The 12,587-nt window shown below is 60.1% G+C and carries 14 protein-coding genes and 3 tRNA genes; 6 read left to right on the forward strand and 11 right to left on the reverse strand.

Features of this window, described 5'->3' with window-relative positions:
* Positions 1-16: 16 nt before the first annotated feature.
* The 8 genes from ACSBQV_RS14635 to ACSBQV_RS14670 form a co-directional block, all read right to left on the reverse strand.
* Positions 17-799, reverse strand: coding sequence for a TatD family hydrolase (locus tag ACSBQV_RS14635; protein ID WP_072626698.1), 783 nt, complete (start codon positions 797-799; stop codon positions 17-19).
* The gene (locus ACSBQV_RS14640) at positions 796-1,914 is read right to left on the reverse strand and encodes a patatin-like phospholipase family protein (protein ID WP_099785623.1); all 1,119 of its coding nucleotides are present in this window, start codon (positions 1,912-1,914) and stop codon (positions 796-798) included. Before ACSBQV_RS14640 ends, ACSBQV_RS14635 begins: the two co-directional genes overlap by 4 nt.
* 10 nt (positions 1,915-1,924) lie before the next feature.
* Positions 1,925-2,110, reverse strand: coding sequence for a CsbD family protein (locus ACSBQV_RS14645; RefSeq protein ID WP_004933086.1), 186 nt, complete (start codon positions 2,108-2,110; stop codon positions 1,925-1,927).
* A gap of 68 nt (positions 2,111-2,178) precedes the next feature.
* The gene (locus ACSBQV_RS14650) at positions 2,179-2,340 is read right to left on the reverse strand and encodes a DUF1328 domain-containing protein (RefSeq protein ID WP_004933089.1); all 162 of its coding nucleotides are present in this window, start codon (positions 2,338-2,340) and stop codon (positions 2,179-2,181) included.
* Positions 2,341-2,501: 161 nt separating this feature from the next.
* The gene (osmY, locus tag ACSBQV_RS14655; protein WP_033641790.1) at positions 2,502-3,116 is read right to left on the reverse strand and encodes a molecular chaperone OsmY; all 615 of its coding nucleotides are present in this window, start codon (positions 3,114-3,116) and stop codon (positions 2,502-2,504) included.
* Between the two features lie 516 nt (positions 3,117-3,632).
* Positions 3,633-5,222 carry a peptide chain release factor 3 gene (prfC, locus tag ACSBQV_RS14660; RefSeq protein WP_004933094.1) on the reverse strand — a complete coding sequence of 530 codons (1,590 nt, stop codon included), beginning with the start codon at positions 5,220-5,222 and terminating at the stop codon, positions 3,633-3,635.
* Positions 5,223-5,373: 151 nt separating this feature from the next.
* Positions 5,374-5,817: a ribosomal protein S18-alanine N-acetyltransferase gene (rimI, locus tag ACSBQV_RS14665; RefSeq protein ID WP_033641788.1), complete on the reverse strand. Its 444-nt coding sequence runs from the start codon at positions 5,815-5,817 to the stop codon at positions 5,374-5,376.
* Entirely contained in the window at positions 5,762-6,199 is a 438-nt protein-coding gene (locus tag ACSBQV_RS14670; protein WP_046688207.1) for a DNA polymerase III subunit psi, read from the reverse strand. The genes rimI and ACSBQV_RS14670 overlap by 56 nt, the downstream gene beginning before the upstream one ends.
* Before the next feature lie 146 nt (positions 6,200-6,345).
* Here ACSBQV_RS14670 and rsmC point away from each other — a divergent pair, with 146 nt between their 5' ends.
* Complete coding sequence (gene rsmC, locus ACSBQV_RS14675; protein WP_033641786.1) at positions 6,346-7,386, forward strand: 16S rRNA (guanine(1207)-N(2))-methyltransferase RsmC; 1,041 nt, start codon at positions 6,346-6,348, stop codon at positions 7,384-7,386.
* 51 nt (positions 7,387-7,437) lie between these two features.
* Here rsmC and ACSBQV_RS14680 read toward each other — a convergent pair whose 3' ends face one another.
* Positions 7,438-8,430 (reverse strand): aldo/keto reductase, encoded by a 993-nt coding sequence (locus ACSBQV_RS14680; protein WP_099785625.1) that lies wholly within the window; start codon positions 8,428-8,430, stop codon positions 7,438-7,440.
* A 118-nt stretch (positions 8,431-8,548) separates the two neighbouring features.
* Here ACSBQV_RS14680 and ACSBQV_RS14685 point away from each other — a divergent pair, with 118 nt between their 5' ends.
* From ACSBQV_RS14685 to ACSBQV_RS14700, 4 genes are all read left to right on the forward strand, one after another.
* Entirely contained in the window at positions 8,549-9,493 is a 945-nt protein-coding gene (locus ACSBQV_RS14685; RefSeq protein ID WP_099785627.1) for a LysR family transcriptional regulator, read from the forward strand.
* Between the two features lie 72 nt (positions 9,494-9,565).
* Positions 9,566-9,652: transfer RNA gene (locus tag ACSBQV_RS14690), tRNA-Leu, on the forward strand.
* 36 nt (positions 9,653-9,688) lie between these two features.
* Positions 9,689-9,775: transfer RNA gene (locus ACSBQV_RS14695), tRNA-Leu, on the forward strand.
* Positions 9,776-9,817: 42 nt separating this feature from the next.
* Positions 9,818-9,904, forward strand: a tRNA-Leu gene (locus ACSBQV_RS14700).
* Positions 9,905-9,993: 89 nt separating this feature from the next.
* Here the strand turns inward: ACSBQV_RS14700 and ACSBQV_RS14705 are convergent.
* Positions 9,994-10,278 (reverse strand): DUF1435 domain-containing protein, encoded by a 285-nt coding sequence (locus ACSBQV_RS14705; protein WP_033641783.1) that lies wholly within the window; start codon positions 10,276-10,278, stop codon positions 9,994-9,996.
* A 259-nt stretch (positions 10,279-10,537) separates the two neighbouring features.
* Between ACSBQV_RS14705 and ACSBQV_RS14710 the strand changes: the two genes are divergently transcribed.
* Positions 10,538-11,632, forward strand: coding sequence for a GGDEF domain-containing protein (locus ACSBQV_RS14710; protein WP_046688204.1), 1,095 nt, complete (start codon positions 10,538-10,540; stop codon positions 11,630-11,632).
* On the opposite strand, the gene ACSBQV_RS14715 is transcribed toward ACSBQV_RS14710, so the two are convergent.
* The gene (locus ACSBQV_RS14715; protein ID WP_033651358.1) at positions 11,629-12,540 is read right to left on the reverse strand and encodes a LysR family transcriptional regulator; all 912 of its coding nucleotides are present in this window, start codon (positions 12,538-12,540) and stop codon (positions 11,629-11,631) included. The two genes, ACSBQV_RS14710 and ACSBQV_RS14715, sit on opposite strands and share 4 nt — an antisense overlap.
* Positions 12,541-12,587: the final 47 nt, after the last annotated feature.

Here is a 12,587-nt window from a genome sequence, read left to right on the forward strand (position 1 = left end):
TCACGTTATGCAGACCTCAATTCGGCATGGCGAACAGCGCTTGGGTATTGCGTTGCAGGTGGGCGGCGATCTCGTCGGCCGGTTCCGGCCGCAGTTCGCACAGCGCGTGAAACACCTCGGCGGCGCGCTCGGGGCGGTTCGGCTGCCCCTGATAGCCGGCCAGCGGCATGTCCGGCGCATCGGTCTCCAGCAGCAGCGCCTCAAGCGGCAGCTGCGCCATCACGGCGCGCGTTTTCTGCGCCCGCTCATAGGTGATGGTGCCGCCCACGCCGATGTAATAGCCGAGGCGGATAAACGCCTGCGCCTGCGACAGGCTACCGGCAAAGCCGTGCACCACGCCGCGGCGCGGCAGCTGCATGCGCCGCAGCGCGGCGGCCAGCTGGTCGTGGGTGCGGCGCGAATGCAGGATCACCGGCAGGTCATGCTGTTTCGCCAGCTTCAGTTGGGCCAGCAGCACGCTTTGCTGCCGCTCGAACTGTGGGTTATCCATATACAGATCGAGCCCGATCTCCCCCACCGCCACCAGCTTGTGCGGCCGTTCGGCCAGCAGCGCCGCCAACTGTTCCAACTGCGGCTCATGATGCTGCGCGATATACAGCGGGTGCAGCCCCAGTGCGGCGAACAGCGGCGCATGCTCCTGCGCCAGCCGCAACACCCGCGCGAAGCGATCGGCGGTGACCGTCGGGACGATGATGCGCTTTACGCCGGCGCTTGCCGCCCGCGCCAGGCTCTCGGCCTCATGCCCGGTAAAGGGCGGGAAATCGAAATGGCAGTGGGTGTCAGTAAAGGCGTAACTCACAGCGCGCCCCCTTCACCCGGCGGCAGATCGCCCGGCAGGATGATTTTCGGCGCCGCCACCGTGGCCTCCGGCTGCGCCGCCCGCTCGGTGGGCATGGCGATGTCGGTCACGATCGGCGAAGGCATTCTGACGTTCTCCGGCTGGATCAGGCGGCGCGACAGCGCTTTTCGCACCTTCATGCCGTCGGGCTCCTGCTGCGCCATCCACTGGCCGACGGTGGCCAGGAAGTAGCGGCCGCAGCGGCGCCCCAGGTGATAATCCTGATTGAGCGCCCCCAATCGGCTGCCCAGCGCATTGCTGGCCAGCGGCTTCGGCGGGAAGATCTCGAAGATGCGCAGCTTGCCCGGCGGCTTTTCGATAAAGCGCTGGATGCGGTGATAGCTTTGCTCGTGATGCTGCAGGATGCGCACCATCTGCTGCAGGCTGCTGTCGCTCAGCCAATGCTCCATGCGCTTCATCCACTGCGGGGTGTAGTACATTTGCGAAGGCACGGTGCGGATCACCACGATGGTGTCGGCGCCGCGGCGATAGGCCTCTTCCACCGGGATCGCATCGCTGATGCCGCCGTCCTGATAGCTGACGCCGTCCAATTCCACGCCCTGACGGTAGAAGCCGGGAATGGCGCTGGACGCCTTGATGGCCGGCAGCCAGCGTTCGCGCTGCGCCGGCAGATAGGTCGGCTCGAAATCGTCGCTGCGGCAGGCGCACAGCAGGAATTCGCGCCCGTCGGTAAAATGCTGTTCCGCCACGTCCATCGCCAGCGGCATCTGCGCCGCCGCCGTATCAACCAGCCAATCGAGATCGATCAGATGCCCGCCGCGCACAAAGCGCAGCGGATTGAAGAACTGTGCCGAAGTGGTGTAACGGGTGATCACCCGGCGCGCGTAGCCCATCTGCCCGCAGATATAGGCAGACAGATTCTGAGCGCCGGCCGATGTGCCGATCAGCAGATCGAAAGGGTTAAAGCCCGCGCGCTGAAACTCGTCCAGCACGCCGGCGGTGAAAATGCCGCGCTGGCCGCCGCCTTCGCAGACCAACGCCATTTTTCCTGGTCGAAAAGGTTTAGACGCCAGCGGTTCTATATTGCCGAGCGTGATGGGTATTCTGTATCCCAACTTGGCATCCTCAGTGAGACGTTTTCTCCGAGGATACCGCGTCTCGCTCTCTTCCGTAATCCTCTTGCAGCACGCCGACGAGGAAATCATTGCTGCCGGCCAACCAGGCACCATCGCTACCGGACCATTCGGCCCAAGCCTGCCATACCTGACCTTTCAGCTGTTTCCAGCGCCCGACGATGATGTCGCTGTTCATGGCCGACCCTCCCCGACGTGAGAAAAGGAATTAAGCTTTGTTACAGTTTGCAGGAAAATGCCGGCCGGCTAAGGGCGCCGACGGCCGGTGAACAGACTGACCAGGAACAGGATGATGCCGACAACGAACACGACTTTGGCGGCCCAGGCGGCGGTGCCCGCCAGCGAACCGAACCCCAGTGCCGCAGCGATAAGCGCGATGACTAAAAAGATAATGCCCCAACGAAACATAAGCTTCTCCTTACCATTGTGAAAAAATTCGCTGCCGTCTACCGCCCCGACAACGGGACATCGACGGCAAATCAGTTTCTTTTTTTGGTGGTACACGTCGGGCCGCCTTGACGGCCCGACAGATACGGCTTGTTGTTACTTGTTACGGGCGCCTGGCGGGATTACTGCTTGACCACCAGGTCGTTTTTCACGCTTTTCACGCCGTCGATAGCCTTGGCGATGCTTTCGGCACGCTCAGACTGCGCCTGCGTTTTCACTTCACCGGAAAGCTGCACCACGCCATCGGTGGTTTCCACTTTCACATTGCGCGACGGCACGATGTCATCGGCCAGCAGCTTGGCTTTCAGCTCGCTGGTGGTGGCGGTGTCGCCGGCATACGATTTGATCGACTGGTTGGCTTCATCTTTCACGTGCAGCTTGTCGCTGACGGTTTTGACGCCTTCCACCTTGCCGGCAACCGCAACCGCATGCTCTGCCTGCGCCTGGCTGCCGACAAACCCGCTCAGGATCACGGTGCCTTTTTCGGTTTTCACCGAAATGTCAGTGCTTTTGATGCTCTTATCGTCCACCAATGCACTTTTAACTTTAGCCGTTATCGCGCTGTCATCCATGTAACCGTCAACTTTTTTCATGGAGCTATCGATTTTGGCACCGGCACTGTCCGCGGCGTTAGACGCCTTGTTGAGCAGACTGTCTTCGGCCAGCGCAGTGCCGCTCACCAAAGCAGAACCCAAAACAACAGCCATCAGCGAGTGTGCAAATTTGGTCTTTTTCATCGATCTCTTCCTTTTGTTGGGGGCCCTAGCGCCAGAGCGCCGGAACCCTTCAGCCGCCTTCACGCGGCCTCTCGGTAAATACTTCATCATCGCTATACGATTAAGCGTTCACGACAGGAATATTGCAACCGCCGTGCCAACTCCATAAACACCTTAAAAATCAAACAAAAAAAGCGTTGAGTCGGATTTTTAATCAAAAAACTGTCGCCTATTGACGACAGACCAAGTGACACGAAACGATAAAACAGTCATCTCATTGATATTTAAGGAAACAGACTGTCTCCTATCGGCAACACATCAGAATAACTCACCAAACAATCAGCGTATTACAGTGATTTACTCTCAAGCAATGTGCGGACATCTCGTTAAAGATAGACCATGCGGCGGAAAACGCAGGCCAATCGCGTCTCGCCTGGGCGACATCGATTCGCAGGATAAAATATGAGGAAGATTTATTAATTAGCGGAGTGAGAATACGGGGAATTGGCAGGGCGCACCGGGCGCCCTGCCGATGTATCAGTGTTCGCGGGTCTTGCGGAAGGTCACGTCAGGATAGCGTTCCTGCGTCAGGTTGAGGTTCACCATGGTCGGCGCGATATAGGACAGGTTGTCCCCACCGTCCAACGCCAGGTTGATCTCGTTCTTGCGCTTGAACTCTTCGAACTTCTTCACGTCGTCGCATTCGACCCAGCGCGCCGTCGACACGTTGACCGACTCATACAGCGCTTCCACGTTGTACTCGCTCTTCAAACGCGCCACGACCACGTCGAACTGCAGCACGCCGACCGCGCCGACGATCAAATCGTTGTTGGCGATCGGGCGGAACACCTGCACCGCGCCCTCTTCCGACAGCTGTACCAGCCCCTTCAGCAGCTGTTTCTGCTTCAGCGGATCGCGCAGGCGAATGCGGCGGAACAGTTCCGGCGCGAAGTTCGGGATGCCGGTGAACTTCATGTCTTCACCCTGAGTGAAGGTATCGCCGATCTGGATGGTGCCATGGTTGTGCAGACCGATGATGTCGCCCGGATAGGCTTCTTCCACGTGCGAACGGTCGCCGGCCATAAAGGTCAGCGCGTCGGAGATCACCACGTCTTTGCCGGTGCGCACCTGGCGCAGCTTCATGCCCTTCTCATAACGGCCGGACACCACGCGCATAAAGGCCACACGGTCGCGGTGCTTCGGATCCATGTTGGCCTGGATCTTGAACACGAAGCCGGTGAATTTCTCTTCCGCCGCCGTCACTTCGCGGGTGTCGGTTTTGCGCGGCATCGGCGCCGGCGCCCAGGCCACCAGACCGTCCAGCATATGATCCACGCCGAAGTTGCCGAGTGCTGTACCGAAGAACACCGGCGTCAGCTCGCCGCTCAGGAAAGCTTCCTGATCGAACTCGTGAGAAGCGCCCTGCACCAGTTCCAGCTCATCGCGCAGCTGCGCCGCCAGATCTTCTCCCACCGCCGCATCCAGCTCTGGGTTGTTCAGGCCCTTGACGATGCGCACTTCCTGAATGGTGTGGCCTTTACCGGTCTGGTACAGGTAGGTTTCATCCTTGTACAGGTGGTAAACGCCCTTGAACAGCTTGCCGCAGCCGATCGGCCAGGTGATGGGCGAGCAGGCGATCTTCAGTTCGCGCTCAACTTCGTCCATCACTTCCATCGGATCGCGGATGTCGCGGTCCAGCTTGTTCATGAAGGTCAGGATCGGCGTGTCGCGCAGACGGGTGACTTCCATCAGCTTGCGGGTGCGATCCTCAACGCCCTTGGCGGCGTCGATCACCATCAGACAGCAGTCCACGGCGGTCAGGGTGCGATACGTATCTTCGGAGAAGTCCTCGTGCCCCGGGGTATCCAGCAGGTTGACCAGGCTGTCGCGATACGGGAACTGCATCACCGAGGTGGTGATCGAGATCCCACGCTGCTTTTCCATTTCCATCCAGTCGGATTTGGCGTGCTGGCTGGAGCCGCGGCCTTTTACCGTACCGGCGGTCTGGATCGCCTGTCCGAACAGCAGCACTTTTTCGGTAATGGTGGTTTTACCGGCATCGGGGTGCGAGATGATGGCGAAAGTTCTTCTTTTGGAGACTTCGCGGGCAAATTCACTAGGAGACATGGTTTTCAGGTTCTACGGTTAGTCCGCCCTGCGACATCATCAGAACGCGCCGATCGCGGCGCCGGGCAAAGCGGTGAATAAAAGATAACAGCCGGGCATTTTCGCCGATTTGCCAACCGGTGACAATCAATGCTTTTTCCGGCCGGGCTGATTACCCCAACGGCAGCGCCATCACGATCGCGTCTTCGCGGCCGTGGGCGCTCGGGTAATAATTGCGGCGCACGGTGACTTCGTTGAAACCGAGATCTTCATACAGCGCGATCGCCGCCTGGTTGGAGGCGCGGACTTCCAGCCACAGCGTAACCACGCCGCGGCTCTCCAGCTGTTCGATCAACGCGTTGAGCAGCAGGCGGCCAAAGCCCCGGCGCTGGTGCTGCGGATGAATGGCGATGTTGAACAGCGTGGCTTCGTCCAGCACGATCTGCGTGATGGCGAACCCCGCCATCTCCCCATCGGCGCTCAGCTTCAGGTTAAGGTAGCGATCGCCCTGATTGCTGGCAAAGGTGGTTTCCGTCCAGGGGAAAGCGTGGCTGGCTTGCTCAATGTTGAAGGCCGTGGCCAGGTCGGCCGCCGTCAGGGTAGAAATCGTGTTCATGATGACAAATCTGCTGCCAGAGGGCGCGTTTGGCCCCCGCGTCTTGGGAAAGCTCGGCCAGCGCCGGGCTGTGTAGCTGCGCGCCGGCGACCGCGAGCGGTTCCGTCACGCCCAGCCGCCAACTGTTGCATGCGGTCTCTTCAGGCAGCATCGCCACCTGTTCCGGCGTCAGGCTGTAGGTTTGCGCCGGCGTCAGCCCCAGGCTGCGCAGCACGTCGCAAAACAGCGGATCGTCGGGCGCCGGCAGCGTCTGCGCCACCACCAGCAGGCGCGTCTCGGGCGGCAGACTGACCGCCACTTCGCCCTGCAACACGCCCGGGCGGCGCAATGTCCACTGCGTAATACCCAGTTGTTGTAACAGCCAGTCGCGTTTTGATGCCATGCCGATTCCTACCCGTTGTGGTGCGCCATGCCTGCCATGCGCCGCGCTATGCTAACAAACCCGCGCAGCCCGCGCCAACAAACCCGTCGAACATATCGCCACAAAGCTCTATAATCCCCGGTCTCATTTCCAGGAGCCAATATCTGATGTCTGCATTAACCCCCGCCAGTGAAGTCATGCTGCGCCACAGTGATGAATTTATCGAACGCCGCGTGCTGTTTGCCGGCGACCTGCAGGACAGCCTGCCGGCCCAATTCGAGGCCGCGGACGTGCGCGTCCACACTCAGCAATACCATCACTGGCAGTTACTGAACCGGACGATGGGCGATAACGTGCAGTTCGGTTTGACCGTCGATCCCGCTTTCGTCGCCGACTGCGACACGCTGGTTTACTACTGGCCGAAGAGCAAGCAGGAAGCGCAATTCCAGCTGTGCAACATCCTGGCGCTGCTGCCGGTGGGCGCGGACGTGTTCGTGGTCGGTGAAAACCGCAGCGGCGTGCGCAGCGCCGAGCCAACGCTGGAAGGCCACGTCACGCTGGTGAAAATCGACAGCGCGCGCCGCTGCGGCCTGTATCACGGCCGCCTGGACGCGCAGACCGAGTTCGACCTGAACGACTGGTGGGACAGCTATCAGCTGCACGATCTGGAAGTGAAAACGCTGCCGGGCGTATTCAGCCGCGACGGTCTGGACGTCGGCAGCTCGCTGCTGCTGTCGACGCTGGAAAAACACATGAAAGGCAAGGTGCTGGACATCGGCTGCGGCGCCGGCGTCATGGCCTCGGTAATGTCCAAGCTGTCGCCGAAAGTCAAATTGACCCTCAGCGACGTCAACGCCGCCGCGGTGGAATCCAGCCGCGCGACGCTGGCCGCCAACGGCATCGAAGGGGAAGTGATCGTCAGCAACGTTTACTCCGACATCACCGGCCGTTTCGACATGATCATCTCCAACCCGCCGTTCCACGACGGGCTGCAGACCAGCCTGACCGCCGCCGAAACCCTGATCCGCGGCGCGGTGAAGCACCTGCCGATCGGCGGCCAACTGCGCATTGTCGCCAACGCCTTCCTGCCATACCCGGACATTCTGGACGCCACCTTCGGCAGCCACGAAGTGCTGGCGCAGAACGGCCGCTTCAAGGTGTACCAGGCGACCGTCGGCCGTCCGCCGCGCGCGCCGAAGAAGAAATAATTCGCCGTTGGCGGAAAACGACAGAGCGCGGCCTGCAGGCCGCGCTTTTTTTTAACCGTTGATGTAGGTCATCGACTCCACGCCGTAGCGTTCGCCGGCCGCCGCGCTCAGCGGGAACACCGCTTCAATCGCCGCCAGCTCAGCCGCGCTCAGCGTTATCTCCGCCGCCGCGACGTTCTCTTCCAGGTAACGACGGCGTTTGGTGCCGGGGATCGGCACGATGTGTTCCCCCTGCGCCAACACCCAGGCCAGCGCCAGCTGCGAAGGTTTAACGCCCTTCTGCGCCGCCAGCTCGCTCACCTTCTCCACCAGCGCCAGATTGCGGCTGAAGTTTTCCCCCTGGAAGCGCGGGTTGCTGCGGCGGAAGTCGTCCTCGGCCAGATCCTCCGGCCGCTGGATAGCGCCGGTGAGGAAACCGCGCCCTAACGGGCTGTAGGGCACAAAGCCGATGCCCAGGCGCTCGCAGGCCGCCAGCACGCCCTGCTCGGCGTCGCGCGTCCACAGCGAATATTCGGTCTGCAGCGCGGTGATCGGATGCACCTTGTGCGCCCGCTCCAGCGTGGCGACCGACGCCTCGCTCAGGCCGATGTGGCGGATCTTGCCTTCGCGGATCAGATCCGCCATCGTGCCCACGACGTCCTCGATCGGCACCTGCGGATCGACCCGGTGCTGATAATAAAGATCGATCTCCTCCACGCCCAAGCGCCGCAGGCTGCCCTCGACGGAGCGCCGGATATACTCGGGTCGGCTGCTGACGCCGCGCGCCGAAGGATCCGCCGGATCGCGCAGGATGCCGAACTTGGTGGCCAGGAACACCTGTTGCCGCTTGCCTTTGATCGCTTCCCCCACCAGCTCTTCGTTGGTGTGCGGGCCATACATGTCGGCGGTGTCGAGCAGCGTGACGCCCAGCTCCAGCGCCCGGTGCAGCGTGGCGATGGCTTCCTGCCGATCGGCGCCGGTGGAGTAGAAGTCGCTCATGCCCATGCATCCCAACCCCAGGGCGGAGACGACGGGACCGTGGGAACCGAGTTTACGTTGTTGCATTGTGCTGCCCTCATGCGGTGAATGGATAACGCAGCAAAGTCTGGTTGTTTACGCGACAAAGATAAATAATGCAGATTGCACATCACTGTTCAAAAATCACCAACAATACGGAGTGGTAATGGATCAGGTTCAAGCCATGCGCATTTTTACCCGCATCGTCGAACTGGGCAGCTTCAGCCGGGCGGCCGAACGCCTGCAGCTGCCGCGCGCCACGGTCAGCAACGCGCTGAAACGGCTGGAACAGCGGCTGGGCGTGCGCCTGCTGATCCGCACCACCCGCCAGGTTCAGGTGACCAGCGAAGGCAGTCTCTACTATCAACGCTGCGTGCAGTTGCTGGGCGCGCTGGAGGAGGCGGACACGCTGTTCAGCCACCATAAGCTGCAGCCGTCCGGCAAAGTGCGCATCGATATGCCCCATTCGCTGGCGCGCGAGGTCGTCATTCCGGCGCTGGACGACTTCTACCGGCGCTATCCCGACATTACGCTGGCGCTGGGCGCCAACGACACCCACGTCGATCTGCTGCGCGAAGGCGTGGACTGCGTGCTGCGCGCCTGGGAAACCGAAGACGACAGCCTGGTGGCGCGGCGGATCGCCCAGCTGCCGCAGGTCACCTGCGCTTCCCCCGCTTACCTGCAGGCCCACGGTACGCCGCTCGACATCGATAGCCTGGCGCCGCACCGCGCGGTGGGGTATTTTTCGCTGGCCAGCAACCGCGATTACCCGCTGGAGTTTTGCCGCGGCGGCAAGCTGGAACTGCGCGAACTGCCCGCCCGGCTGAGCGTCAGCGGCGCCGACGCCTATATCGCCGGCGCGCGTGCCGGCATGGGATTGATACAGGCGGCGCGCTATTCGCTTGCCCCTTGGCTGGAACAGGGCGAACTGGTGGAAGTGCTGGCGGAAACGCCGCCTCCGCCGATGCCGATTTACATCATGTATCCGCCCGGCCGTTTCCTAGCGCCGCGGGTCAGAGTGTTGATTGATTGGCTGATTTGGCTGTTTGACCAGCAGAAAAGCGGCGATATGGCTGTTTTTCCAGCAAACGCCCGCAAAGCGGGGAAATAACTGTTGACGTGTCCGCCAAAATCTCTAGAATTCGCCTCCGTGGTAACGTTACTCCGGTAATGTTTCTGGTACGCGAAGGTGGCGGAATTGGTAGACGCGCTAGCTTCAGGTGTTAGTGTCCTTACGGACGTGAGGGTTCAAGTCCCTCTCTTCGCACCAAATAACCACATGATTTATATTGCACTCAGCATCGATGCGAAGGTGGCGGAATTGGTAGACGCGCTAGCTTCAGGTGTTAGTGTTCTTACGGACGTGAGGGTTCAAGTCCCTCTCTTCGCACCACGCTGGCGACGTAATATAAATCAAAGCAACAACATCGACTGTGCGAAGGTGGCGGAATTGGTAGACGCGCTAGCTTCAGGTGTTAGTGTCCTTACGGACGTGAGGGTTCAAGTCCCTCTCTTCGCACCAATTGATGATTTCCCCGGCAGTATCCTCGAAAAAATCCCAACGCATTGATAAATCACACGCTTAAGCGTGGTTTTGCCGTTTCCGGCGTTTCACCCGAAGCTGAAGTTTAGGCTGACAGCCGCCAGGCCGCCCGCCAGCGCCATACAGGAAGGCAGCAGCAGATAGTGGCGCAGCCGGCTGTTGAACAGCATCACCAGCGTGGCCAACATCGCTATCACGATCAGGGTGCGCAACTGCACCATATCCAGGTCTATCAAGGCCAGCAGCGGCATCAGCGCACAAGGCAGCAAAACGCCCCAGGCGCTGGCCAGGCGATCCCCGAGGCACCAACTGACGCCCCACAGCCCGCACGCGGCAATCATGGCGGTGAGCATGACAACCCCCTTCAAGTGATAATGATAACCAATATCATATAACACTTTTTTGGCCGCCGCATCATTTTCACTGCGCTGACCAAACCCAGATGACACCAGCATGAAAAAATGATAATTTGACATAAGAAAATTCCTAGTCCTGTTTGCATGATAATAATCACAATCCTCAACCATGCAATTCAAGTGGATATTCGCGCCAAAGGAATGCTTCTCAACCTTAATTATTCGACAGAACGACTTTGCAAAGAGTGACCTCCGTATGAACGCCCGTTCTTATCAGGAATTACTGAACAGCAAGCAGCGCCTGGCATTATTTCTTTTTCTGATAATGAATGCCGCCTCTTCCGTATTTACATTATTGTTCCCTTTTAGGGATACGCCCGCATTTACCCTACCTTTATTATGTATACCGCTATTTTGTCTGGTAGCCGCGCTATTGTCCCTGCAAACGCCACGCAAATACTTGTGCAAACTCAACCTGTTCGCCGGCGTGCTCGGCCTGCTCTGGGCCGCACATATTTACGTTAAAAGTCAATATTGCCTACCGAATAACCAAGATTTTTTATTAATTAGTTTGTTTAGCATCTTTTTTATCAGCGCTATTTCCCTGACGGACAACTTTACCGCCTTTTGTTTACACGCCGTGCCTTCCGCAATGGTGATCCTGGCTTTAGACGGCATGCATAATACCCTGCGGATATTATTCACCACGCTATTACCTATTATCGCTTTCTCCATCCACCACCTGATGTTGAAACGCAGTGAAATCTTTACTCACGCGCTGGTGGCCAACCTGTATAACGAGCGGGATAAATTCAATAATTTGAGCATGATCGATCCTCTGACCGGCCTTTATAACCGGCGCGGGCTGGAGAATAAGATCACGATGCTGCTGGAACCGCAAACCGGCCATCATTACGTGCTGTTGCTGGATATCGACCACTTCAAGGTCTATAACGACAGCTACGGCCACGCCATGGGCGATCGGGCGTTGGTGCAGGTGGCGGTCGCCATCCGCGATGCGGTGCGTTCGCGCGACATCGTGGTGCGTTACGGCGGGGAAGAATTTTTGGTGCTGCTGACCAACGTGCACGAAGGCTACGCGGCGCAGCTGGCCGAACGGGTGCGCCAGCGGGTGGCGGAGCTGAACATCCCGCACGGCGCCAGTCCGCAGCACAGCGGCACGCTGACGCTCAGCGCCGGCATCTCCGCGCTGGAAAAACTGGACATCGAATCGGCGATAGGCGCGGCCGACGCCGCGCTCTATCTGGCGAAGCACAGCGGCCGCAACAATATTCAGTTGGCGCAAAACGTCGAGCCCGCCTTGCTGCAACCGCAGGAATTGACACGCTAAACGGTTTCCCAAATCGCCTTGCCCTGCCAGCGCCGTTCGATCGCCGCCAGAAACAGTTTCACTTTGGGGGAGAGATGGCGTCGGCTGGGATAGACGGCGCAGATCGGCGGCCCCGGGCGACAATAGCGTTCCAGCACCGGCACCAGCGTGCCGGCCGCCATCTGTTCACCGACCAGAAACGCCCCTACCTGACACAGACCGGCCCCGGCGACGGCCGCATCCCGCAATGCCTCGACGTTGTTGAAACGCATCCGGCCGCGCACCGGCTGTTCGTGCAGTTGGCCGTTAACCCGATAGCGCCAGGGCGCCGGCAATCCCTGGTGGCTGAAGACCAGCGTCTCGTGATCGCCCAGCGCCTCCGGTGTCGCAGGCGTGCCGTAGCGCGCCAGATAGTCCGGCGCCGCGCAGGTGATCAGGCGATGCGGCGCGAGCACCCGCCGCACCAGCCGACTGTCGTCGCTGCCGCCGACGCGGATCGCCACGTCGATGCCGTCGCGCACCAAATCGCTGTAATCGTCGGAGAAGCTGACGTCGGCGTCCACCTCCGGCCACTGCGCCAAAAATTCCCGCAGAATCGGCAAAATATGCAACCGCCCCAACGAGACCGGCACATCCAGCCGCAGCCGCCCGCGCGGGGTTTGCCGCCGCGTATTGAGCGCCGTTTCCGCCTCTTCGGCCTGCGACAGGATGCGCTGCGCATATTCGTAAAACACCGCGCCGTCTTCGGTCAGGCTGACGCTGCGCGTGGTGCGTTGCAGCAGCCGGGTCGCCAATCGCGCCTCCAATCGGTTCACGCATTTGCCCGCCGCCGATCGGGAGATGCCCAGTCTCTCGGCCGCCAGCGTGAAGCTGCAGGCGTCGGCGACGCGAATGAATACCAGCAGGTCGGTCAGGTTATCCAAAGGCATAGACGGTAAATTAGCCACGATTTGTCCCCAATGTTGCGCATTCAGGC

It is taken from the genome of Serratia sp. B501 (assembly GCF_051172315.1).
Classification (GTDB): Bacteria; Pseudomonadota; Gammaproteobacteria; order Enterobacterales; family Enterobacteriaceae; genus Serratia; species Serratia ureilytica.